The 21,826-nt window shown below is 74.1% G+C and carries 17 protein-coding genes and 1 tRNA gene; 9 read left to right on the top strand and 9 right to left on the bottom strand.

Annotation, left to right across the window (positions count from 1 at the left end):
* Positions 1-50 precede the first annotated feature (50 nt).
* Together ACZ4WV_RS10395 and ACZ4WV_RS10390 are read left to right on the top strand one after the other, a co-directional pair.
* Positions 51-127, top strand: a tRNA-Met gene (locus ACZ4WV_RS10395).
* 182 nt (positions 128-309) lie between these two features.
* Complete coding sequence (locus ACZ4WV_RS10390) at positions 310-1,809, top strand: phosphatase PAP2 family protein (protein WP_465744832.1); 1,500 nt, start codon at positions 310-312, stop codon at positions 1,807-1,809.
* Between the two features lie 66 nt (positions 1,810-1,875).
* Here the strand turns inward: ACZ4WV_RS10390 and ACZ4WV_RS10385 are convergent, their stop codons facing one another.
* Positions 1,876-4,344 (bottom strand): SpoIIE family protein phosphatase, encoded by a 2,469-nt coding sequence (locus ACZ4WV_RS10385; RefSeq protein ID WP_465744830.1) that lies wholly within the window; start codon positions 4,342-4,344, stop codon positions 1,876-1,878.
* A gap of 42 nt (positions 4,345-4,386) precedes the next feature.
* Complete coding sequence (locus ACZ4WV_RS10380; RefSeq protein WP_465744828.1) at positions 4,387-7,842, bottom strand: HAMP domain-containing protein; 3,456 nt, start codon at positions 7,840-7,842, stop codon at positions 4,387-4,389.
* A 291-nt stretch (positions 7,843-8,133) separates the two neighbouring features.
* Here ACZ4WV_RS10380 and ACZ4WV_RS10375 point away from each other — a divergent pair, with 291 nt between their 5' ends.
* The 3 genes from ACZ4WV_RS10375 (at position 8,134) to ACZ4WV_RS10365 (ending at position 10,082) form a co-directional block, all read left to right on the top strand.
* Positions 8,134-9,006 (top strand): RNA polymerase sigma factor SigF, encoded by an 873-nt coding sequence (locus tag ACZ4WV_RS10375; RefSeq protein ID WP_465744826.1) that lies wholly within the window; start codon positions 8,134-8,136, stop codon positions 9,004-9,006.
* 81 nt (positions 9,007-9,087) lie between these two features.
* Positions 9,088-9,483, top strand: a complete 396-nt coding sequence (locus ACZ4WV_RS10370; RefSeq protein ID WP_465744824.1) for an STAS domain-containing protein — start codon at positions 9,088-9,090, stop codon at positions 9,481-9,483.
* 119 nt (positions 9,484-9,602) lie between these two features.
* Positions 9,603-10,082: an ATP-binding protein gene (locus ACZ4WV_RS10365; protein ID WP_465744822.1), complete on the top strand. Its 480-nt coding sequence runs from the start codon at positions 9,603-9,605 to the stop codon at positions 10,080-10,082.
* A 37-nt stretch (positions 10,083-10,119) separates the two neighbouring features.
* On the opposite strand, the gene ACZ4WV_RS10360 is transcribed toward ACZ4WV_RS10365, so the two are convergent.
* The 4 genes from ACZ4WV_RS10360 to ACZ4WV_RS10345 all read right to left on the bottom strand — a co-directional run bounded on the left by ACZ4WV_RS10360 (position 10,120) and on the right by ACZ4WV_RS10345 (position 16,678).
* Positions 10,120-12,741, bottom strand: coding sequence for a SpoIIE family protein phosphatase (locus ACZ4WV_RS10360; RefSeq protein WP_465744820.1), 2,622 nt, complete (start codon positions 12,739-12,741; stop codon positions 10,120-10,122).
* A gap of 63 nt (positions 12,742-12,804) precedes the next feature.
* Entirely contained in the window at positions 12,805-15,099 is a 2,295-nt protein-coding gene (locus tag ACZ4WV_RS10355) for a catalase (protein WP_465744818.1), read from the bottom strand.
* Positions 15,100-15,430: 331 nt separating this feature from the next.
* Positions 15,431-15,601 carry a hydrophobic protein gene (locus ACZ4WV_RS10350; RefSeq protein WP_465744816.1) on the bottom strand — a complete coding sequence of 57 codons (171 nt, stop codon included), beginning with the start codon at positions 15,599-15,601 and terminating at the stop codon, positions 15,431-15,433.
* A 108-nt stretch (positions 15,602-15,709) separates the two neighbouring features.
* Positions 15,710-16,678 carry an LLM class F420-dependent oxidoreductase gene (locus tag ACZ4WV_RS10345; protein WP_465744814.1) on the bottom strand — a complete coding sequence of 323 codons (969 nt, stop codon included), beginning with the start codon at positions 16,676-16,678 and terminating at the stop codon, positions 15,710-15,712.
* 360 nt (positions 16,679-17,038) lie between these two features.
* On the opposite strand from ACZ4WV_RS10345, the gene ACZ4WV_RS10340 reads away from it, so the two are divergent.
* Positions 17,039-18,427, top strand: a complete 1,389-nt coding sequence (locus ACZ4WV_RS10340) for a threonine/serine exporter family protein (RefSeq protein WP_465744812.1) — start codon at positions 17,039-17,041, stop codon at positions 18,425-18,427.
* A 102-nt stretch (positions 18,428-18,529) separates the two neighbouring features.
* Positions 18,530-18,823 carry a WhiB family transcriptional regulator gene (locus ACZ4WV_RS10335; protein WP_465744810.1) on the top strand — a complete coding sequence of 98 codons (294 nt, stop codon included), beginning with the start codon at positions 18,530-18,532 and terminating at the stop codon, positions 18,821-18,823.
* Between the two features lie 117 nt (positions 18,824-18,940).
* On the opposite strand, the gene ACZ4WV_RS10330 is transcribed toward ACZ4WV_RS10335, so the two are convergent.
* Entirely contained in the window at positions 18,941-19,234 is a 294-nt protein-coding gene (locus ACZ4WV_RS10330) for a helix-turn-helix transcriptional regulator (RefSeq protein WP_465744808.1), read from the bottom strand.
* A 211-nt stretch (positions 19,235-19,445) separates the two neighbouring features.
* Here ACZ4WV_RS10330 and ACZ4WV_RS10325 point away from each other — a divergent pair, with 211 nt between their 5' ends.
* Positions 19,446-19,952: an STAS domain-containing protein gene (locus tag ACZ4WV_RS10325; protein WP_465744806.1), complete on the top strand. Its 507-nt coding sequence runs from the start codon at positions 19,446-19,448 to the stop codon at positions 19,950-19,952.
* Positions 19,953-19,978: 26 nt separating this feature from the next.
* Here the strand turns inward: ACZ4WV_RS10325 and ACZ4WV_RS10320 are convergent, their stop codons facing one another.
* Together ACZ4WV_RS10320 and ACZ4WV_RS10315 are read right to left on the bottom strand one after the other, a co-directional pair.
* Positions 19,979-20,263, bottom strand: a complete 285-nt coding sequence (locus ACZ4WV_RS10320) for a DUF6479 family protein (RefSeq protein WP_465744804.1) — start codon at positions 20,261-20,263, stop codon at positions 19,979-19,981.
* A 96-nt stretch (positions 20,264-20,359) separates the two neighbouring features.
* The gene (locus ACZ4WV_RS10315; protein ID WP_465744803.1) at positions 20,360-20,767 is read right to left on the bottom strand and encodes an SsgA family sporulation/cell division regulator; all 408 of its coding nucleotides are present in this window, start codon (positions 20,765-20,767) and stop codon (positions 20,360-20,362) included.
* A 441-nt stretch (positions 20,768-21,208) separates the two neighbouring features.
* On the opposite strand from ACZ4WV_RS10315, the gene ACZ4WV_RS10310 reads away from it, so the two are divergent.
* Positions 21,209-21,685, top strand: a complete 477-nt coding sequence (locus tag ACZ4WV_RS10310; protein WP_465744801.1) for a Dps family protein — start codon at positions 21,209-21,211, stop codon at positions 21,683-21,685.
* Positions 21,686-21,826 lie beyond the last annotated feature (141 nt).

The raw sequence follows: 21,826 nt of genomic DNA, 5'->3' as shown, positions 1-21,826 counted from the left end.
GAAAGCGATTTCGTGTTCGCCGGAATCTCGCCTATGGTTGGTCTCACCGACGCGGGGTGGAGCAGCTCGGTAGCTCGCTGGGCTCATAACCCAGAGGTCGCAGGTTCAAATCCTGTCCCCGCTACCAATCCGAGGCCGGGGTCGACGCGTGATCGCGTCGGCCCCGGCCTCGTTGGTGCGCGCCCCCGATGCCCAGGGCGCCCACAACGTTCGCGACGCCTGGGACGCCTGAGACGCCAACGCCTCCACCGCGACACACCGGCCGGCGTCCTCCCCGGCGCCGCCGTCCGGTCGGCCTAGGCTCGTCGGATGAAACGATTGGGGACCTCACGACTCGACGCCATCGACCGGGCCCTGTTCGACCGCATCGCCGCCGCCCCGCTGCACGGCACCCGCCCCTGGCTGCGGGCACTGAGCAGGGCCGCCGACCACGGACTGTTGTGGACGGGCACCGCCGCCGTCCTCGGCGTGTTCGGCGGGCGCAGCGGGCGACGCGCGGCCCTTCGCGGACTCGGCTCGCTCGCCATCGCCTCGGCCACCGCCAACACCGTCGCCAAACACGCCACCCGCCGGCCCCGCCCCGCGCTGGAGGGCGTTCCGTCCCTGCGCCGGCTGCTGCGCCAGCCCGTCACCACGTCGTTCCCCTCGGGCCACTCCGCCTCGGCGGCCGCCTTCGCCACCGGCGTGGCCATCGAGTCCCCGCTGCTGGGCGCGGCCGTCGCGCCGCTCGCGGCGGCGGTGGCGTTCTCCCGCGTCTACACCGGCGTGCACTACCCGGGCGACGTCCTCGCCGGTGCGGCGCTGGGTGCGGCCGCGGCCGGCACCACCCTGCGGTGGTGGCCGCGTTCGTCGGACGCGCCGCCGTCCGCCGCCCCCGCGGCCTGCCCGGCCCCGGCCCTGCCGCGCGGCCAGGGGCTGTCCGTGGTGGTCAACTCCGGCTCCGGCAACGGCTCTCCGATAGCCGCCGGCCCCGAGGACACGGCGGAGGAACTGCGCGCCCTGCTGCCCGAGGCGGACGTCCGGGTGTGCGGGCCGCAGGACGACCTGGCCAAGATGCTGGCCGAGGCCGCCGACCGGGCCGCCGCTATCAACGGCGCGCTCGGGGTGTGCGGCGGCGACGGGAGCGTCAACCTGGCCGCCGCCCTGGCCGTCGAGCGCGCACTGCCGCTGGCCGTCTTCCCCGGCGGCACCCTCAACCACTTCGCCCTCGATCTCGGCGCCACCACCCACCGGGCCACCGCCGAGGCCGTGGAGGCCGGCACCGCGGTCGGCGTGGACCTCGGAGTGGCCGCCGACGCCGACGGCGCCCGGACCTTCGTCAACACCTTCAGCCTCGGCATCTACCCCGAACTCGTGCACCAGCGCGAGAAGTTGGAGGAGCGCATCGGCAAGTGGCCGGCCCTGGCGGTGGCCGTGGCCAAGCTGCTGCCGAGCGCCGAACCGGTCACCGTCCACGCCGACGGCCGGCCCCACCGGCTGTGGCTGCTGTTCGCCGGCAACGGCGCGTACGAGCCGGCGGGCCTCGCCCCCACCCGGCGCGCCGCCCTGGCCGACGGACAGCTCGACATCCGGGTCGTCGACGGCGGCAGGCCCTTCGCCCGCACCCGGCTGGCCGCCGCGTTCCTGTCCGGCACCCTGGACCGCTCCCGGGTGTACCGGACCGCCCGGCTGCGCGCCCTGGAGCTGGACTTCCTCGGCGACGCCGACCGCATCGCGGTCGACGGCGAGAGCGTCCCCGCGCGCGGTGCGCTGCGGCTGTCCAAGGCGCCCGCCGCGCTCACCGTCTACCGCCCGCCGGTCACGGGCTGAACGTCCCGAGCCGGGCCCGTCCTGACACCCCGGTAGGCGGGGTGCGGGGACGGGCCCGTGGCCCGGTCAGCGGACGGCCACCCCCACCAGGCAGGTGTCGTCGTCGGTGTCGGCGCTGCTGTACTGCAGCAGGTGGTCCAGGTGCCCTTCGAGGCCGTCCGCGCTGGTGGCCGACTGGCGGTGGGCCCGCTCCGAGAGGGTCATCAGGTTGGTCAGGGACGCCTGGAGGGACTCGTCTCGGCGCTCGATCAGCCCGTCGGTGTACATCACCAGGGTGTCGCCGGCCTGGAGGACGAAGTCGTGCTCCTCGTACTCCGCCTGGTCCAGGGCGCCGAGCAGGATGCCGCCGACCTGCGGGAGCGTCCTCGCCCGGCCCTCGCGCAGCAGGACCGGCGGCGGGTGGCCCGCGCGGGCCCAGCGCAGCCGGCGGGTGGCGGGTTCGTAGAGCCCGCAGACCGCGGTGGCCGTGACGTTGTCGGTGAGGTGGTGGGTGACACTGTTGAGCCAGCTCAGCAGCTGGGCCGGGCCGGCGCCGGTGGCGGCCAGGCCGCGCAGGGCGTTGCGCAGCGCGACCATGCCGGTGGCGGCCTCGATGCCGTGCCCGGCGACGTCGCCCACGCACAGCAGGACGTCACCGGTCGGCAGGGCGAGGGCGTCGTACCAGTCGCCCCCGACCAGGTGGTCCTTCTCGGCCGGGCGGTAGCGGACGGCGACGTGCAGGCCGCTCAGGTCCAGCGGCCCCCTGGCCGGCGGCATGATGGCGTGCTGGAGCTGGAGGGCGAGGCGGCTGCGCTCGGCGGCCTGCTGCTCGCTCTGCGCCAGCTGGTCGCGGGTGGCGGCCAGCGCCACCTCCGTCCAGTGCTGGGCCGAGATGTCCTGGTAGGCGCCGCGGACGATGCGCAGCCCGCTGTCCGGATCGCGCACCGGCTCGGCCACCACGCGGATGTGCCGGGTGACCCCGTCGGGGCGCTGCAGCCGGAAGGCGGTGGAGGCCGGACGCCGGTGGTGCAGGAGGGTGCGAAGGAAGCGGCCGATGGTGTGCCGGTCGTCCGGGTGGGCGTGCTCGGCCAGCTGGTCGAGGGCGATCGGCCGCGCGGTGGGCGGCAGCCCGTGCAGCTCGAACAGGGTGTCGTTCCACACGATCTGACGGGTCCGCAGGTTCTCCTCGAAGCCGCCGATCCGGCCCAGGCGCTGGGCGTGCTGGAGCAGGCGCGCGACCCTCGGCGTGCCGTCGTCGAGCCGCCAGACCACCACCAGGTGGGTGCCGTGCCGGCTGATGCTCACCTGCGCCCGGGCGCTCAGCGGCACCCCGTCGACCAGCGCGGCGAGCCGCAGGCCCTGGGCGCGGAAGGGCTCCCCGGTGGCGAAGACGTGCTCGACCTTCTCGGCCAGCCCTCCCGGTTCGGCCGCCAGCGGGTACGCCTCCAGCAGGCGGGTGCCGACGATGGCGGCGGTGGGCCGGCCGGCGAAGTCGACGAAGGACGGGTTGACGTGCCGGATCACGAACCGCGGCGGGAGCTCGTTGTCCTCCGGGGCCACCCGCAGGACCAGGCAGGGGTCGAGGAGGCCGTCCGTCAGCTGCCGCAACTCGTCGAACTGCGCGTCGGCCGGGTCCCCGACGGCGTACTGCCGGCTGTCCCAGGACTCCAGGGTGGCGGCCGCCACCTCGGCGAGCGCCTCGAACTGCCGCTGCAGCGGTTGGGACTGCTCGGGCAGCGCCTCGCGCCAGCAGACCTCCAGCACGCCGATCAGCCGGCCGCCGACCCCGGCCGGGACGGCGAGGCGCCCGCCGTTGATCTCGTGCTGGCCGATCGAGGGCAGCGAGGCGTCGGCGAGGGTGTGGTAGGCGACCGCGGCGCGTTCGTCCAGGGCCCGGCGGGCCGGCGTCGGGACGCCCGGCGGGACGTGCCGCCAGCGGCGCGCCTCCTCCGGCTGGAAGCCGGCGCTGCCCGCCAGGGACAGCGAGAGGTCGGGGTGGGCCGCCCAGACGGCCACCGCGGCCACCCCGAGCGGACGCAGGGCGTGCTCCAGCATGGAGCGTGCGGCCGTCGCGGCGTCACCACCCGCGATGGTGTCCGCCTCGGTGCTGCGCAGCCGGAGTGCGACCGGGTCCTCGGGCCGGACGGCCGCACCGGCGACGAACTCGCGGGCGAGCGCCGAGATCTGGTCCGCCGCCACCTGGTTGACCAGGTCGGCGGCCAGCGCCAGCGTCGTCACCCCCGCCTGCTCGGCCAGGCTCTCCAACTGCCGGGCCGCCTCGGTGGGGCCGCAGCGAAGCCGCTCCACCAGGACGCCGACGGCCATCTCGACCACGGCGCGGCCGGCCGCGTCGGCCTGTGCCTGGTCCAGCTCCTGGCGCAGCCGCTCCACCGTGGTGGCGAGCCTGCCGACGGCCGTCGCGGCGCCTTCCGGCTCCTGGGCGGCCGGCGCCTCCTGGTCGGTCGGGGTCCGCTGCGCGCCGACCCTGGGGGCCTCGACGCCCGGCTCGGCCGCGGCGGGGCGGCCGGTGGCGAGTCGCTCCTGAGGGTGCTGCACGGTGGTGGCTCCTGGGGGTCTCGACTGCTGCTCCGGCGGTGGTCACCGCGTGAGGTGGTGCGTGATCCGGCTGATCACCTCGTCCGCGTCGACCGGCTTGGTGATGTAGTCGCTCGCTCCGGCCGCCAGGCTCTTCTCCCGGTCGCCGATCATCGCCTTGGCGGTGACGGCGATGATCGGCAGGCCCTCGTGCTCGGGCATGGCGCGGATCGCCGCGGTGGCCGTGTACCCGTCCATCTCGGGCATCATCACGTCCATCAGGATGACGTCGATCCCGGGGTGGGCGGTGAGGGACTCCAGGGCGGCGCGGCCGTTCTCGGCCTGGAGGACGCGCATGCCGTGGAGCTCCAGGATGCTGGTGATCGCGTACAGGTTGCGGTCGTCGTCGTCGACCACCAGCGCCGTCCGGCCGGCGAGGGCCGGTTCGGCGTCGGAGTTCCAGGACGTGACGCGGTCCGAGCCGCGCACCGGAGGCAGGGCGCCGCCGGGGCGGTCGGCGCTCATGTGGAGGGCGATCCGCTCGCGGAGCTCGTCCAGGCTGGCGATCAGCTCCAGCGGCCGCTCGTCCTGCCGCAGGAGCGCGCCGGCCTGCTCGCCGGTGACGCCCCGGTTGTTGTGGGCCAGCACCGGGACGGTGTGCAGGGCCGGGTCGACCCCCATCTCGGCGAGGAGCGTCGCGGCCGTCCCGTCCGGCAGGTCCAGTTCCAGGACGACGCAGTGGCAGGGGGCGGTGGCGAGGGCGGTGGCGGCCTCCTGGGCGCCGACAGCGGTGACGATCTCGACCTGCCGGTGCCCGGCGGAGTAGCGGGCGAGGTCGGCGACGGCGTTCTCCGCCACCAGGGTCAGCAGGCCGTTGGGCCGGCTCTCTACCACCAGGAGGCGCCGCGGCCGCTCGGGGGAGGCGTGGTCGGCCGCGTCGTGCACCCGGTCCGCGGACGGCCGTGCGGTGGTGCCGTCCAGCGCCCGGGAGACCGTCGACGGCTCGGCCGCGGGCACCTCGGAGTGCTCGACGGGGAGGTAGAGGGTGAAGACGCTGCCCCGGCCCAAGGTGCTCTCCACGGTGATCGCGCCGCCGAGCAGGTAGGCGATCTCGCGGCTGATGGACAGCCCGAGGCCGGTGCCGCCGTACTTACGGCTGGTGGTGCCGTCGGCCTGCTGGAAGGCGCCGAAGACGGTCTCCAGGTGCTGGGGCGCGATGCCGATGCCGGTGTCGGTGACGCGGAAGGCGAGCACCGGGCCGCCGCGCCGCACGCCGTCGGGCAGTTCGGTCTCGGCGGCGGGCTCGATGCGCAGCTCGACCCGGCCGTGCTCGGTGAACTTGACGGCGTTGGACAGCAGGTTGCGCAGCACCTGGCGCAGCCGGTAGTCGTCGGTGCGCAGTTCGCCGGGCACCCCGGGCGCCGTCCGGACGGCGAAGGCGAGGTTCTTCTGCCCGGTCATCGGGCGGAAGGTGGCTTCGACGTAGTCGAGCAGCGTGTGCAGCGGCACCGCGTCGACGCTCAGGTCCATTTTGCCGGCCTCGACCTTGGACAGGTCGAGGATGTCGTTGATGAGCTGGAGCAGGTCGGAGCCGGCGGAGTGGATGATGCCGGCGTACTCGACCTGCTTGGCGGTCAGGTTCCGGGTGGGGTTCTGGGCGAGCAGCTGGGCGAGGATCAGCAGGCTGTTGAGCGGGGTGCGCAGCTCGTGGCTCATGTTGGCCAGGAACTCCGACTTGTACTTCGAGGCGAGGGTCAACTGGTGGGCGCGCTCCTCGAGTTCCTGGCGGGCCTGTTCGATCTCCAGGTTCTTGGTCTCGATGTCGCGGTTCTGCGCCGCCAGCAGCTCCGCCTTGTCCTCCAACTCGGCGTTGGAGAACTGGAGCTCCTCCTGGCGCGCCTGCAACTCCTCGGACCTCGCCTGGAGTTCGGCGGTGAGTCGCTGGGACTCGCCGAGCAGCTCGTCGGTCCGGGCGTTGGCGATGATCGTGTTCAGGTTGACGCCGATGGTCTCCATCAGCTGGTCCAGGAAGTCCCGGTGAACCTGTGTGAACGGCTTCACGGAGGCCAGTTCGATGACGCCGAGGACCTGCTCCTCGACGACGATCGGCAGCACGATCAGCGACAGCGACTCGGTGCGGCCGAGGCCGGAGGCGGCGGCCAGGTAGCCCGGGGGGAGGGTGTCGACGCCGATGGTCCGCCGGCTGCGGGCCGCCTGGCCGACGAAGGACTCGCCGAGGCGGAAGCGGGTGGGGCGCTCGCCGTCGGGGAAGGCGTAGGAGCCGACGAGTTGGAGCGTCGTCCCACCGGGGCCGTCCTCGGCGAGGTAGAAGGCGCCGCACTGGGCGCCGACCAGCGGGGCGAGTTCGTCCATCACGGACGCGGCGACGACGCCGAGGTCGCGTCGGCCCTGCATCAGGGCGGAGAAGCGGGCGAGGTTGGTCTTCAGCCAGTCCTGTTCCTCGTTGGCCCGGGTGGTCTCGCGCAGTGACTCCACCATGAAGTTGATGTTGTCCTTGAGGTCGGCGACCTCGCCGGAGGCGTCCACGGTGATCGAGCGGGTCAGGTCTCCGGCCGCGACGGCGCTGGTGACCTCGGCGATCGCCCGGACCTGCCGGGTGAGGTTGCCGGCCAGCTCGTTCACGTTCTCGGTCAACCGCTTCCAGGTGCCGGAGACGCCCTCGACCTTGGCCTGGCCGCCGAGGCGCCCCTCGGTGCCGACCTCGCGGGCGACCCGGGTCACCTCGTCGGCGAAGGAGGAGAGTTGGTCGACCATCGTGTTGATGGTCTCCTTCAGCTCCAGGATCTCGCCCCGGGCCGTGACGGTGATCTTCTGCGAGAGGTCGCCCTCGGCCACCGCGGTGGCCACCTGGGCGATCGCGCGGACCTGGCCGGTGAGGTTGCCGGCCATGGAGTTCACCGAGTCGGTGAGGTCACGCCAGGTCCCCGAGACACCGACCACCCGGGCCTGGCCGCCGAGGATGCCCTCGGTGCCGACCTCGCGGGCGACCCGGGTCACCTCCCCGGCGAAGGAGGAGAGTTGGTCGACCATCGTGTTGACGGTGTTCTTCAGCTCCAGGATCTCGCCCCGCGCGTCGACCTCGATCTTCTGGGTGAGGTCGCCGCGGGCCACCGCCGTGGTCACCTGGGCGATGCCGCGCACCTGCCAGGTGAGGTTGCCGGCCATCGCGTTGACCGAGTCGGTGAGGTCCGCCCAGGTGCCCGACACTCCGGGCACCTGCGCCTGGCCGCCGAGGCGGCCGTCGGTGCCGACCTCGCGGGCGACCCGGGTCACCTCCGAGGTGAAGTGCGACAGTTGGTCGACCATCCCGTTGAACACCGAGGCGATCTCGCCCAGCAGGCCGTTCGCGTCGTCGGGCAGCTTGGTGCTGAAGTCGCCGTCGCGCACGGCCGTGAGGCCCGCCAGCAACTGCCGGAGCTCGGGCTCGTTCCCCAGCGCGCCGTCCGGCCCGTCCTGCGGGCGGAGCTGCGAACCGTTGGACGTAAGCGGGCCAGCCATCGAACGTCGCCTCCGTAGAACGCCGGGCCGGAGCCCGCATCCGGTCGTGCGCACCAAGGCACCGGCCGGATGGCTCAGGTCGCCTTTCCGGGGTGCGGTGGGTACCGTCAACGGAGGCTACCCCAGGGCCCGTGGCACCGGAAAACTCCCGCCACCGGCGTGGAAGGGGGAACCGCACCGCGGATCCGGCTCCGACACGGGCTTCACAAAACCTTTACGGTGGGTGACTGCATCGATCGGCGGACCCGGGGTAGCAGGGCCCCCGTCGAGCCGTCTCGGGAAAGGACTTGCATGCCCACGCCCACCGGTGAACTGCTCGTCTCCGCAGCCGCACCCGGCGGAAAGCTCCGGGAGCCGCTCGCAGTGGAGCTGCCCGCAGAAGTGGATCCGAAGGAGATCGCACCCGCCGACGCGCGGGAGCTCACCCGGGTCCTGCTACGACGCCTCGCCACCCTGGAGGAGGGGACGAGGGAATACTCGTACGTCCGCAACACCCTGGTGGAGATGAACCTCTCCCTGGTGAGGTTCGCCATCCGCCGGTTCACCTCGCACCGCGAGCCGCAGGAGGACCTGCTGCAGGTCGGTGCGGTCGGCCTGATCAAGGCCATCGACCGCTTCGACCCGGAACTCGGTGTGGAATTCACCACATTCGCCATGCCGACCGTCCTCGGTGAGATCAGGCGCCACTTCCGCGACACCACCTGGGCCGTGCACGTGCCCCGCCGCCTCCAGGAGCTGCGCATCCTGCTGGCCAAGGCCCAGGACAAGCTGTTCCAGGAGCTGGACCGCGCGCCCACGCCGGCCGAACTCGCCGAGCACCTCTCGCTGCCCGTCGAGGAGGTGATCCAGGGGCTGGCCGCCGCCAACGGGCACACCGCGGGCTCGCTGGACCTCGGAAGTTCGGAGGACGAGGACGGCCCCGGCGCCCTGGCCGACCGTCTCGGTCACGAGGACCGGGACCTCGCCCGCGTCGAGGACCTGGTGGCGCTCAAGCCGCTCGTCGCCGCGCTGCCGGAGCGGGAACGGCTCATCCTCTCGATGCGGTTCTGCGAGGACATGACGCAGTCCCAGATCGGGGAGCGCCTCGGCCTCTCCCAGATGCACGTCTCCCGGCTGCTCACCCGCACGCTGCGGCAGCTGCGGCAGGGCCTCGAGGACGACTGAGGCACCTCACGGGTCCGCTGTTTGGCTGACGGGCCCGAGCCTACGTATGGTCGGAGGGCACGGACGATGGAGGGGACGACGATGATGCCATCCGACAACGGCCGGGGCGACACGGCCCTGGCGCCCGCGGCACCCAGGCCGGGCCTGGCGGTGCGCAGCCGTGCCACGGAGAGCGGCGCCGTGGTCTGCACGCTCGTGGGCGACCTCGACGTCGAGACGCTGGACTCGGCCGCCGAGACGCTCGCCGAGCTGGTCGCGCAACGCCCGGCCGGCGTGGTCATCGACCTGCGGGAAGTCGCCTTCTGTGACTCCTCCGGGTTGAACCTGCTGCTCAGGACCCGCATCGCGGCGGAGCGGGAAGGGCTGGAGCTGAGTCTCGCGGCGGTCGCGCCGACGGTGATGCGGGTCCTCGAACTGACCGGCGCGCGAACGGTGTTCACCATCCACGAGTCGGTCGAGGCGGCCCTGCCCGACTGAGCGGCGGGCGGCCCGACCGCCTCCATCCGGGTGCCGCGTCGGCACCGGGCAGGCATAATCCCGGAGCTGCCGGGAAACCGAGCTGCGAAAGCGTCGTCGATCCGAAGGGGTGCCCTCACATGACGATGAGCCGGGGAGCCCTGGACGGCGACCCGCACGGGGTCGAGCTCGTCCTGCCCGTCGGCGGTCAGCGGAGGCGGTTGCCCCTCGCGGGGCTCCCCAAGCCGGTCGCCCGAGCCAGGGCCCACGCCGTCCAGGTGCTGGGCGACTGGTGTCCGCCGTCCCGGGAGCCGGGGGCCGGTGAGGGGATCACCGAGGACATCGTCCTGGTGATCGCCGAGCTGGTCGGCAACGCCATGCTGCACGGCGACGGCCCGCTGGAGCTGGTCCTCGACCTCACCCCGGCCCGGCTGCGGATCGAGGTCAGCGACCGGAGCCCGGACCTGCCGGCCCCGCGGCAGCCCCACCACCCGGCGCTGCCCGGCGGCCACGGGCTGTTCATCGTGCAGCGGCTGGCCGACCGCTGGGGCGCCGTGCCGCACGCCCTGGGCAAGACGATCTGGGCCGAGTTCGACCCGGCGCGCCTGCGGGGCGTGTGAAGGGGGCCCGGGCCGTCGGACCCGGGCCCGGGCGACCTCACGCCGATGGGTCGACCCGCAGCGCGAGTACGGCCGTGTCGTCGTCGCTCTCGGCGCCGAGGGCGATGACCAGTTCGTCGCAGAAGACGTCGAGGGGCGCGCGGGCGAGCGCGGCCGTGTGCCGGCGCAGCCGGGCCATGGCATCGTCGAGGGACTGCCCCCGGCGTTCGATCAGGCCGTCGGTGTACAGCAGCAGCGTGGAGCCGGGCGGCAGCAGGTCGCGGGCCGTGGTGCGGGGCAGATCGGGCTCCATGCCGATCAGCAGGCCCGCGCCCGCCTCCAGGTACCGGGTGTCGCCGTCCCAGGTGGTGAGCAGCGGCGGCAGGTGCCCGGCCGAGGCGTAGTCCAGCTCCCGGGGCCCGCCGTCGCCCCCCTTGACCAAGGCGTAGACGCAGGTCGCGGTGGAGTGGGGGTTCAGGGTGTGGTTCGCCCGGTCCAACTGGCGCAGGACCTCCCCGGGCGGCTCCCCGCGGTCGACGGCGATGCCCCGCAGCATGTTGCGCAGGGCGCTCATCGCGACGGCGGCCCGCAGGTCGTGTCCCGCGACGTCGCCGATGACCAGCACCGTCTCGCCGGAGGGCAGCGCGAAGGCGTCGTACCAGTCCCCGCCGACCTCGGCGGTGGTGCTGGAAGGGACGTAGCGGGCGACCAGCTCCAGGCGGTCGACCAGCGGCAGCTCGGGCAGCAGGGCGCGCTGGAGGCGCTCGGCGGTCTGCTGGGTGCGCAGGTGCAGGCGGGCGTTGTCCACTCCGAGGGAGATCGCGCGGACCAGCTCCGCGACCAGCGCGATGTCCTCGGCCGTGAACGGGTGCTCGTCCCGGGTGCGCACCAGGGTGAGCGCGCCGAGGACCTCCCGGCGGGCCCGCAGCGGGGCCAGCACCGCGCTGCTCGCCCCCAGCTCCGCGAACAGCTCCGCCTGCCGGGCGTCCAGCGGGCTCGGGGCGTCCTCGGGCCGGGGGAAGTCGGTGACCAGCAGCGGGCCGGCGCCGCGCACCACCCGGGGCAGCGACCCCTGGGCGTCCTCGGACAGCGGAGGGAGCCGGCCCAGCAGCTCATCCGGGACGCGGACCCGGGGATCGCGGTGGACGAGGCACATCCGCTCCACCCGGCCCTGCTCGTCCACGAGGTCCACCGCGCACCAGTCGGCCAGCTGGTGGGCCATGACCTGGCACACCCGGCGCATCCGCTCGCCCAGGTCCAGGGTGCTGGACAGCGCGCTCCCGGTGTCCGCCAGCAGGGCGAGGCGCTCCAGCGTCGCCCGGTCGACGCTGGCCCTGCGCGACTTCGTCGTGGTGGTGGGGAAGCGCAGCGGGCCCGGCTCCGGCCGCGTCGGGTACCCGCCGTCCGCCGCCGTGGACGGCGGGGTGGGCGGGGCTGTCCTGGGCATCAGGTGGGCGACGAACACGGTGCGTCCGTCGATCGCCTCCTGCGTCTGGACGTGCAGCCGGATCGGGATCAGCCGGCCGTCCCGGTGCAGGGCCGGGACCGGGATGGGACGGCCCAGGATGCGGGGCTGCCCGGTGAGCAGCAGGGAGGTGAAGGCGGCCCGGTGGCGCTTGCGCAGGTGCTCGGGGATCAGCGCGGTCAGCGGCTGCCCGATGAGGTCGCGCGCCGACCAGCCCAGCAGGTTCGCCGCCGAGGGGCTCACCGCGATGATCCGGTTGAGGTCGTCGGCCGCGACGGTCGGCACGGTGGCGGCCTCCACCTCGCCGGCGTCCCAGGGGGCCAGCTCGCTGGGGGTGCTGCTCGGGACGCCGGGGGCCAGCGTCCAGGCGGTGGGGTTCTCGCCGGAGAGCTGGCCGACGACCTGGTCGAACAGCCAGTCGCGGAACGCGCGGATCTGCGGAAGGGCCGGAAGGGTGAGCAGGGTGCCCTGCTGGGCCGCGTCCTCGGCTTCGTCGAGCACCCGGCGCAGGTCCGCCACCGCGGGGGCGGCGTCCGCGGGGACGGCCACCAGCACGGAGAGCGTCGAACTGTCCGGGGTCTCCCGCCGCACCGAGGCCGTCATGCAGGCGCAGATCACGTTGCTGGCGTCCTGGGCGACGGCCAGATCCTCCGACGCCACGCCCGCGCGGTCCTCGACGTCCTCGGTCAGGTACAGCTCCCGCAGCATCCCCTCCCACTGCTGCTGCGCCGCCCAGTACAGGGCGTACGGCATGTCGATCAGCGTCACGTTCACGGTGGGGCCGCAGGATGCGACGGTCTCCCACGCGGAGGCCGGCGGCGCCGGCGGGGCGGGCCACAGCTCGAACCAGACCGTCTTGCGGTCCTCGCCGCTGTGGACGCCGTGGCTGGGCGCGAGTTCCTCCACCAGGGCCAGGCCCCGGCCGGTGCACGCGTACGGGTGCTGGTCGTGCGGCACCAGTCCGCGTTCCGGCCTCCGGTCGGTGACCCGCACGCCGATGCGGCCGTCGTCGACCCAGGCCCGCACCTCGAACTCGGTGCCCGCGTGCAGCACGGCGTTGGCCGCCAGCTCGCCGGTCAGCAGCTCGGCGGTGTCCGCCGCCTCGGGCGCGGCGCCGTCCAGCACCGACCGTACGAACCGGCGGGCCGACGCGACGCTCCTCGGTTCCGGCGGGAGCCGCAGCGACGCCGCCCCGGGTGGAATGGGGATGCCCATGTCTGGCCACTGCCCAGAAACCCGGGCGCCAAAAGGGCGCCCGGGCTCCGGGTCGGACACGCTCTAGCGGCTGCCGGCCGCCGAGGGCGGCGGGAAGCGGTCCCACACCCGGTGGGCGGCGAGCAGGGGGATGAGGCGTTCCACCGCCGCGTCGGGCCGGACGTCGGTGAGGACGCCCGGTCCGTCGGCGGTGATGCCCGCGGCCCGCAGGGCGTCCTGGCCGCCGGCGACGGCGAGCAGGGGCTTGGCGTGGCGGTAGGCCTCGGTCAGCATCAGGACGAGCCGGGGGTCGACGGGGGAGGCGGCCGGCAGCGGGTTGCCCGCCTTGGCGTCCCGGGCGGCCTGCGCGTCCGGGGCCGGGCCGGCGGCGCCGACCAGCACCAGCGCGTCGTACTCCACCGAGCGGGCGGTGGCGAACGTCCGCTGTGCGGCGACCGGGTCGCCGTCGCCGTCCGCCGGGAGGCCGGCGCCGGTCGCGGCGATCACCAGCGGGACCAGACCGGCGTCCAGCACGGCCCGGCGCACCGTGGTCAGCGCGCCGTGGTCGGAGCCCGCGACGAGGCCGATGACCCGGCCGTCCGCCGGCCAGATCCGCCCCAGCTGGGACAGGGCCGGGCTCGGCCGGACGTCCCCGAACGGCTCGGTGGGCTCGGGGGCGGGCAGGCCCAGCCCGGCGGCCACCTGGGCGCACAGGTAGCCGTCGATGTTGGCCAGCACCCGCAGGCCGCGCTCCTTGATCGCCTGCTCGTGGCACTTGCCGAGCTCGAAGGTGTACGCGGCGATGATGTGCTCGCGCTCGACCGGGCTCATGCTCGCCCAGAACAGGCGCGGCTGGCTGAAGTGGTCCGCGAACGAGGCGGGCGCCTCGCGCACCTTCGTCGCGGGGGCCACCGGGGTCGGGTACTCGATGTAGGCGCGCTCCGCGGCTCCGGCGAAGAACGGGCAGCCGCCGTCGAGCGAGTTCGGCTTGTAGGGCGCCACGCCGGAGTGGACGGCGTGCTGGTGGAACCCGTCCCGCAGCATGTCGTTGACGGGGGCGTGGGTGCGGTTGACCGGGATCTGCGCGAAGTTCGGCCCGCCCAGCCGGGTGATCTGGGTGTCGAGGTAGGAGAACAGGCGCCCGGACAGCAGCGGGTCGTCGGTGATGTCAATCCCCGGCACCAGGTGCCCGGGGTGGAAGGCGACCTGCTCCGTCTCGGCGAAGAAGTTGGTCGGGTTGGCGTTCAGGGTGAGCAGCCCCACCGGGCGCACCGGCGCCAGCTCCTCCGGAACGATCTTGGTGGGGTCGAGCAGGTCGATCCCCTCGAAGGTCTGCTCGGGAGTGTCGGGGAAGGTCTGGATGCCCAGTTCCCACTGGGGGAACGCGCCGGCCTCGATCGCGTCCGCGAGGTCCCGGCGGTGGAAGTCCGGGTCCGTCCCGGCGACCAGCTGCGCCTCCTCCCAGACCATGGAGTGCACGCCCAGCTTGGGCTTCCAGTGCCACTTGACAAGGGTGCTCGCGCCGTCGGCGTTGACCAGCCGGAAGGTGTGGACGCCGAAGCCCTCCATGGTGCGGTAGGAGCGCGGGATGCCGCGGTCGGACATGTTCCACAGGGTGTGGTGGGTGGCCTCGGTGTGCAGGGTGACGAAGTCCCAGAACGTGTCGTGCGCGGACTGGGCCTGCGGGATCTCCCGGTCGGGGTGGGGCTTTCCGGCGTGGATGACGTCGGGGAACTTGATCGCGTCCTGGATGAAGAAGACCGGGATGTTGTTGCCGACGAGGTCGAACACGCCCTCGGAGGTGTAGAACTTCGTCGCAAAGCCGCGGGTGTCGCGGACGGTGTCCGCCGAGCCGCGGGAGCCGAGCACCGTCGAGAAGCGCACGAACACCGGCGTCTCGACGTCCTCGGCGAGGAACGCGGCCTTGCAGACGGCCGCGGCGGTGCCGTACCCGCGGAAGACGCCGTGCGCGGCGGCCCCCCGGGCATGCACCACGCGCTCGGGGATCCGCTCGTGGTCGAAGTGGGTGATCTTCTCCCGCAGGTGGTGGTCCTGCAGCAGCACCGGGCCCCGTGGGCCGGCCTTGAGCGAGTGGTCGCTGTCGGGCAGGCGGGCGCCCTGAGCGGTGGTCAGGAACGCGCCGTCCTGCGACCGGACCGTGGCGCCGGCGCCCGTGTCGCGGCCGGTCGCGGTCACCGGGCGCGGCGCCGCCTGGTCGGGCTTGGGCGGCAGCGGGCCGCGGACCTCGGTGGGCTCCTGGACGCTCGGCGACTCCGGGCCGGGCGCGCCGGGGAGTTCGGGGCGCTCGGTCGGAACGACGTTCTGGACGACGTCGGTGACCTTGTCGACGATCTTCTTCACCGGTTCGGACGCTTCCATGAATCGACTCCTGGTAGAGGGGACTGCCTTTCGCGGGTAACCCCGGCAGTGCGTCCGGAAACGGATCCGGGCGCCGGGAACCCGGCTGCGCGGCTGCTTCCCGCGACCGACGGCGACCGTTCGGATGACGCGCATGACGCGCGGCCCGGACACGGGCACGGGGGGGGGGGGGGGGGGGGGGGGGGGGGGGGGGGGGGGGGGGGGGGGGGGTGGTGGGGGGGGGGGGGGGGGGGGTAGCCGCCCCCCCCCCCCCCCCCCCCCCCCCCCTCCCCTCCCCTCCCCCCCCCCCCCCCCCCCCCCCCCCCCCCCCGCGCCGGTTCCCCGGGCGGGGCTACCAGCGGTACCAGCGGCTCCGTCCGCCGGCCGCCGTCGAACCCCGGGCGATGAAGCCGAGCAGCCACACGACCAGCACGATGACGGCTGCCCACCACAGCACCTTCAACGCGAATCCGGCGCCGAACAGGATCAGAGCGAGCAGAAGGACCAGCAGGAGCGGGACCATGGTTCGACCTCCTCGGTTGGCGGTGTGGTCGCCCTTCTGCCCCCGGTCCGCGAAGTCATGCCGGGACCCGCTGCTCCCGCGGGAGGCGGGACGCACGGGCGGAGGGGGTCAGAAGGCCTCCCGCAGGGCCGGCAGCAGGGTGTTCTCGGCCCACTCCAGGAAGGCGGGCTGGCTGTCCCCGCCCACCTGGACCAGGGCCACCTCGCCGAACCCGGCGTCGACGAACGGCCGCACGGCCTTGACGAAGTCCTCGATGTGGTCGCCGCAGGGGATGGCCTCGGCGACGTCCTCGGGCCGCACGAAGCCGCTGGCGGCCGCGAAGCCGGCGGTACCCGGCAGTTCGGCGTTGACCTTCCAGCCGCCGCCGAACCAGCGGAACTGCTCGTGCGCCCGGCGCACGGCCGCGTCCCGGTCACGGTCCCAGCACACCGGCAGCTGGCCCACGGCGGGCTTCCCGGCGCCGCCGTGCTCGGCGAAGCCCGCGACCAGGTCCGCTTCCGGCTCCACGGCGATCGCCAGGTCTGCGAGCCGCCCGGCCAGCGCGCACGACACCGGCCCGGACACCGCCATCCCGATCGGCGGCGGCCGGTCCGGCAGGTCCCACAGCCGGGCGCCGACCACGTCGAAGTGCTTGCCGTGCCGCGTCACGTACCCGCCCTCGAACAGCGCCCGGATGATCTCCACGGCCTCGGCGAACATCTCCAGCCGCACCGACGCCGCCGGCCAGCCCCGGCCGACCACGTGCTCGTTGAGGTTCTCCCCGCTGCCGAGCCCCAGCCGGAACCGGCCCTCGGACAGCAGCTGTAACGTCGCCGCCTTCTGCGCCACCACCACGGGGTGGTAGCGGAAGGTCGGGCAGGTCACGTACGTCATCAGCGGGATCCGGGTGGTGGCCTGTGCCGCCGCTCCCAGCACCGCCCAGGCGTACGAGGCGTGCCCCTGCTCGTCCAGCCACGGAAAGTAGTGGTCCGAGGTGACCGAGAAGTCGAAGCCCGCCCGTTCGGCGAGCACCAGGTCGGAGACGAGCTCCCGGGGGCCGCGTTGCTCCGTCATCATCGTGTATCCGATCTGCACCATGCTCCGCGCCTGCCCATTCGGCGGCGGCGCGAACGGTCCGGCCGCACTCCTGACGTGACGTTCACGAAACGATGGCCGAGGGTAGTCGAGTGGATGCGAACAGTAGCCACGAGGGGGGTGATGCAGGGAGCGAAGATGCCGGAACACGAGCCGTTCGGCGCGGGGGCCGAGGCGGAGGGTGCGCGACGTTCGACGGGATCGGAGGAATCGCAGCACAGGCGCGTGCCGCCGCAGGGGTGGCCGGAGAAGGGCGGCACGGCCGATCCGCTCCGCGGTAGGCCGGCCGCGAGACCGGTGCCGCCCAGGGAGGGCGCCGGCCGCGCCGCGGCGCCGGGGGAGGGCGCCGACGTCGATGGAACGGTGCCCTGGCCGGACCGGATGCTGCCGTTGCTGCGCACCCCGTCCATCTCCCGGCCGCTGGTCGGCGAGGCCCACGACGGCGGCGCGGACGAGCCGGGGCCCGCCGAGGTGGCCGCCGTCCTGGACCTCGCCCTGCTGGTGGGCGAGCTGATGCTGGCCTGCGGCGAGGCCGCGGAGGACGTGGAGGCGGCCATGCTCGCCGTCGCCCGGACCTACCGGGCCCAGCCCTGCGATCCCCGGGTCACCTTCACCCGGGTGGCGATCTCCTACCGGCCGGGCCCCGGCGAGCCGCCGGTGACGGCCGAGCGGTCCGTGCGCCACCCGGACGGCGACTACGCGGGGCTGGCGGTGCTCTTCCGGTTGGTCACCGAGATCACCGTCGGCGGACTCGCCGTGGCGGACGCCCACCGGCGGCTGCGGGCGGTGCGCCCGCACTACCGCCGCTACCCCGCCTGGGCCCTGGTGCTGTCCCCCGGCCTGCTGGCCGGCGCCGCGACGCTGCTGGTCGGCGGCCGGTCCGACGCCCGGGCCTGGCTGGTGTTCGTCCTGGCCGTCGTCGCGGCCATGGCCGGCGACCGGCTCTCCGCGCTGGTCGGACGCCACGACCTGCCGGAGTTCTACCGGATCGCGACGGCCGCGACCCCGGCCGCGGTGGTCGGCATCCTGATGTCCTTCAACCAGCTGCACCTGCGCGGGTCCGTGGTGATCACCGGCGGGCTGTACGCGCTGCTGCCCGGATGGCCCATGGTGGCGGCGGTCCAGGACGGCCTGGCGGGCTTCTACCTCACCGCCGCCGCGCGGCTGCTGAAGGTCCTGTACCTGATGGCCGGTGTGGTCGTCGGCGTGATGACCGTGCTCTACGTCGGCGTCAACAACGGCGCCGACCTGGCGGCCCAGCGCGGACCGGGGTCGACCTCGAACCCGCCCCTCCAACTGGCGGCGGCGCTCCTGCTCGCCCTGGCCTTCGCGGTGCTGCTCAACACCGAGCCGAACACGCTGCCGGCCGTCCTGCTCAACAGCGGGGCGGGGTGGACGACGTACGGCGTGCTGGTCAACGCCGGCGGTGAGCCCGTCATGGCCACCGGCCTCGCCGCGGTGCTGGTGGGGCTGTCCGGCCAGCTGATGGCCCGGTACCGGGGCAGCTCCGCGCTGCCGTTCGTCACCGCGGCCCTGGGGCCGCTACTGCCCGGGTCGCTGCTGTACTTCGGGCTGCTCGCCTTCGTCCGGGGCGAACCCGAGGCGGGGCTCAACGGCGTCGGACGGGCCGCCGCCACGGCGATGGCCCTCGCGATCGGCGTGAACCTCGGCCGGGAGGTGGCCCGGCTGTTCCTCCCGGCGCCGGGCGCGGCCCTGGCGGCCCGTCGGCGCGGCGGGCGGCACCGCCGCTGAGGGTGGGGCGGCGGGCATGAACACGCGGGACGGGGTTAGACGAGCGGGGCGAGCGCCCGCAGAACGACCGCCGCATGACCGCCCTGATCGGAAGGATCCGCCGTGGCCGACCTCTCCCGCCTCCCCGAAGCGTCCGAGCGCCGCTGGAGCCGCGCCTCGGACGGAGCCTGTCGCACCGTCGACAGCCGTGTCTTCCTCCGCCCGGCTCGTGAGCACGGTGACGCCGCGAAGGAGCGGGCGGAGGCGGCGAAGGCCGTCTGCGCCGGCTGCCGGGTCCGGGTGGAGTGCCGGCGGCACGCGCTGGCCGCGCGTGAGCCGCACGGGGTCTGGGGCGGGCTGACCGAGGAGGAGCGCCGCGCACTGTTCACCGGCGATCCCGTTCCCTCGGTCGTATGACGCTGTATCGGACGCCGGTGACGGGCCCCGTCACCGGCGTCCGGCCGTGTCGGCGCCCTGGTCCCCGGCGGGGCGCGGCCGGAAGGACCGGCGGGACCGGCGGGACCGGCGGCGGGATCAGCGCAGGAGGACGGACAGGAGCTCGGCGATGGTGGGGCCGGCGTCGGCGGGATGGCGCAGCTGCTTGCCGTCGATGACGCTGTAGTGGTTGGTGCGGCCCCGGCGCTCGTGGCTCAGGTACCCGGCGCTCTCGAGGTCGGAGATGATGCGCTGGACGGCCCGTTCGGTGAGCAGGCAGCGGGCGGCGATGTCGCGGACCCGGATGCCGGGGTCACGGGCGATCTGGACGAGCACACGAGCATGGTTCGTCAGGAAGGTCCACTGCCGGGTGATGTCTCCGCGGTTGTCCACGGATCAAGAATAAGACCCGTGATTCGCGACCCCAAAAACACGACATGATATTCGTGTAACCCTTGACAGGCGCGGAGGCTCGGCGAACAGTGGAGGGGCACTCGCCCGTGCGGAGCCACGGGGCGACACCGTGATCGGCCGGGGTGCGACGCGACCCGGAGGAGCGGGTGCCCGGGCCGCTCGGCCTCCCGCGGAGATCGGAGGCAGACTGATGGCGATCTACGGCGGACGCGGCCCCTTCACGCTCGCGGGTACACCCGCGCCCGACGGATCGGGGCAGCCCTCCGGCCCGGAGTCAGCGGACCTGCTCGGACTGCGGATCACCACCCTCGACCTCCCGGGGCGGGCCTGCGTGGTGCGCCTGGACGGCGAGGCCGACATGGAGCAGCGCGGGGCGCTCGACGCCGCCCTCGCCGCCGCCGTCGAGGGCGCCCCGCCCCGGCTGGTCGTCGACCTGGCCCGGCTGGCCTTCTGCGACTCGGCCGGCCTCAACGCCCTGCTCAAGGTCCGGCGGGAGGCCGCGGACATCCCCGTCGTCCTGGCGGCTCCCGGGCCCCAGGTGCGGCGGCTGCTGGAGATCACCGGGGCCGAGCAGGTCTTCACCGTCTGTGACACCGTTCGCGCGGCCCTGGCGGCCGACGGTTCCGCGGACGGCTGGGCCGACGATCATCCGGGCGGGCAGGCCGACGGCTCCGCAGGCGGCTTCCCCGGCGGCTGAGCCCGCCGCCGGGTCGCGCCCTCCGCTCAGCGGCGCGGCGGGCGCCCCGGCTCCTCGTCCGCGGGCGCCTGGCCCGGTGCGCCGGGGCCCTCGCCCTCCGGGGTGCGCCAGGAGTCCGCGCGCTGCGCGGCGGCACCCTTGGGCGCCCGCGGCGGCCGTCGACGGACGAGATGGTGGCTGCCCCAGGCGAAGGCACCGATGAGCAGCACGGCGATGACGAGCGAGGGTACGAGGACGCCGAATCCGGACGGGCCGCCGGCGGCATCGCTCGCGAGCTGGTGCGTGGTCAGGGACAGCGTCGTGGACAGCATCAGGGGGAATCCGTTCCGTTCGCGGGTGGCCGTGGAAGGTCGGGAAGTGGGGAAGTCGGGAAGGAGCTCGGGGCTCGGGGCTCGGGGATCCGACGGTCAGGCGAGGATCCGGCTGAGGGTGGCATCGATGTCGAGGTGGTCCGTCTCCCTGCCGGCCGGCACCAGGGCGAAGGAGTCCAGGAGGAACGCCGTCACCGCGTCCGAGGGAACGCTGATCACGGCCCGTCCGTCGCGGCTGCGCAAGGTCACCAGGACCCGGCCCTCCGGTCCTGGGGAGACGGTCACGTCCCCGCAGCCGATGGGCGCGTGGCGGCCCTCGTTCAGCAGGTCGCGCGCGAAGAACCACTGGATCTCGTCGCCGTCCTGCTCACCGACCGGAGGGAAGGCCAGGCACACGGCGTACGGCAGCGAGGCGTCGAAGCGCAGGTGCGCCTCGACGGCGATGTCGGGGAACGGGCCCTCGGGCAGCGTGACGGAGGTGGACCGGCAGGTGGCGACGGTCATGCGGTGGGTCTCCATTCTCTGGACATCATCGATCGGTGACTGAACAGCGGGTTGGCGGCGACTGAGCAGCGGTGCCGGGTCGCCGACAGCGGCACCGAAGATCGGTCGTGGCAGCCTTCGGCTACCCGCCCTGGGCCGATCCATCGCCCTGATGTGGAAACGATCCGCACCGGGTCCGCCCCGGTCCCGCACGGTCCGCCCCCAGGGCGGTCGCACATCCGTGCCCCGTGTCCTCCGGTCGGGTGGTTTCCGTCCGGTGAGAGGGGGAAGCCGCCGGACGATCCGCTGCCCGCGCCGGTCGTTCGTCCGCGTCCCGGACACCCCGGAGTACCGCTCTCCGGGCCGGGACGCGGTGCGTCGAGGCCGGATCGCCGGGTGGAGGGCCGCCAACACCGTACGGGGGCCGGACGACGGCTCCCCCGACCCGGAAGGAGTCCAGCGATGGGCATCGTCATCAGCAGCCCGCTGCCGGAGAGCGAACGCAAGACGACCGGGAACGCCCTGCAGGGCACTCTGGTGGACCTGCTGGACCTGTCCCTGGTGGCCAAGCAGGCGCACTGGAACCTCTACGGCCCCCGCTTCCGCTCCGTCCACCTGCAACTCGACGACGTGGTCGCCACCGCGCGCGACTTCGCCGACGCGGTGGCCGAGCGCGCCGCCGCGATCGGGGTCAGCCCGGACGGACGGGCCGCCACCGTCGCGGCTTCCAGCAGCCTGCCCGGATTCCCCGAGGGCTGGACGGCCGACACGGCGACCGTCGAGTACCTGGTGAAGGCCTTCGCCGCCGTGATCGAACGGATGCGCGCGCGGATCGAGGAGACGGGCCCGACGGATCCGGTCACCCAGGACCTCCTGATCGGGCTCACGGCCGCGCTCGAGAAGCACAGCTGGATGTTCCAGGCGGAGAACCGGCACTGACGGCACCACGCCGACCCGGGGGGGGGGGGGGGGGGGGGGGGGGGGGGTGGGTTTCGGGGGTGGGGGGGGGGGGGGGGGGGGGGGGCTGGGGTGGGGGGAGAAGTGGGATGGTGTGGAGGAGGGTGCTTCTTTTTCGATAAG

It is taken from the genome of Kitasatospora sp. NPDC029312 (assembly GCF_055569215.1).
The sequence above is the reverse complement of the archived record's forward strand: the minus strand, read 5'-3'. Positions and strand labels throughout refer to the sequence as shown.

Bases quoted from the DNA above. Each gene is read 5' to 3' on its own strand.
- ACZ4WV_RS10380 (WP_465744828.1), bottom strand. From the start codon at position 7,842: ATGGCTGGCCCGCTTACGTCCAACGGTTCGCAGCTCCGCCCGCAGGAC.
- ACZ4WV_RS10345 (WP_465744814.1), bottom strand. From the start codon at position 16,678: ATGGTGCAGATCGGATACACGATGATGACGGAGCAACGCGGCCCCCGG.
- ACZ4WV_RS10375 (WP_465744826.1), top strand. From the start codon at position 8,134: ATGCCCACGCCCACCGGTGAACTGCTCGTCTCCGCAGCCGCACCCGGC.
- ACZ4WV_RS10370 (WP_465744824.1), top strand. From the start codon at position 9,088: ATGATGCCATCCGACAACGGCCGGGGCGACACGGCCCTGGCGCCCGCG.
- ACZ4WV_RS10315 (WP_465744803.1), bottom strand. From the start codon at position 20,767: ATGACCGTCGCCACCTGCCGGTCCACCTCCGTCACGCTGCCCGAGGGC.
- ACZ4WV_RS10365 (WP_465744822.1), top strand. From the start codon at position 9,603: ATGACGATGAGCCGGGGAGCCCTGGACGGCGACCCGCACGGGGTCGAG.
- ACZ4WV_RS10390 (WP_465744832.1), top strand. From the start codon at position 310: ATGAAACGATTGGGGACCTCACGACTCGACGCCATCGACCGGGCCCTG.
- ACZ4WV_RS10325 (WP_465744806.1), top strand. From the start codon at position 19,446: ATGGCGATCTACGGCGGACGCGGCCCCTTCACGCTCGCGGGTACACCC.
- ACZ4WV_RS10310 (WP_465744801.1), top strand. From the start codon at position 21,209: ATGGGCATCGTCATCAGCAGCCCGCTGCCGGAGAGCGAACGCAAGACG.
- ACZ4WV_RS10320 (WP_465744804.1), bottom strand. From the start codon at position 20,263: ATGCTGTCCACGACGCTGTCCCTGACCACGCACCAGCTCGCGAGCGAT.
- ACZ4WV_RS10360 (WP_465744820.1), bottom strand. From the start codon at position 12,741: ATGGGCATCCCCATTCCACCCGGGGCGGCGTCGCTGCGGCTCCCGCCG.
- ACZ4WV_RS10355 (WP_465744818.1), bottom strand. From the start codon at position 15,099: ATGGAAGCGTCCGAACCGGTGAAGAAGATCGTCGACAAGGTCACCGAC.
- ACZ4WV_RS10350 (WP_465744816.1), bottom strand. From the start codon at position 15,601: ATGGTCCCGCTCCTGCTGGTCCTTCTGCTCGCTCTGATCCTGTTCGGC.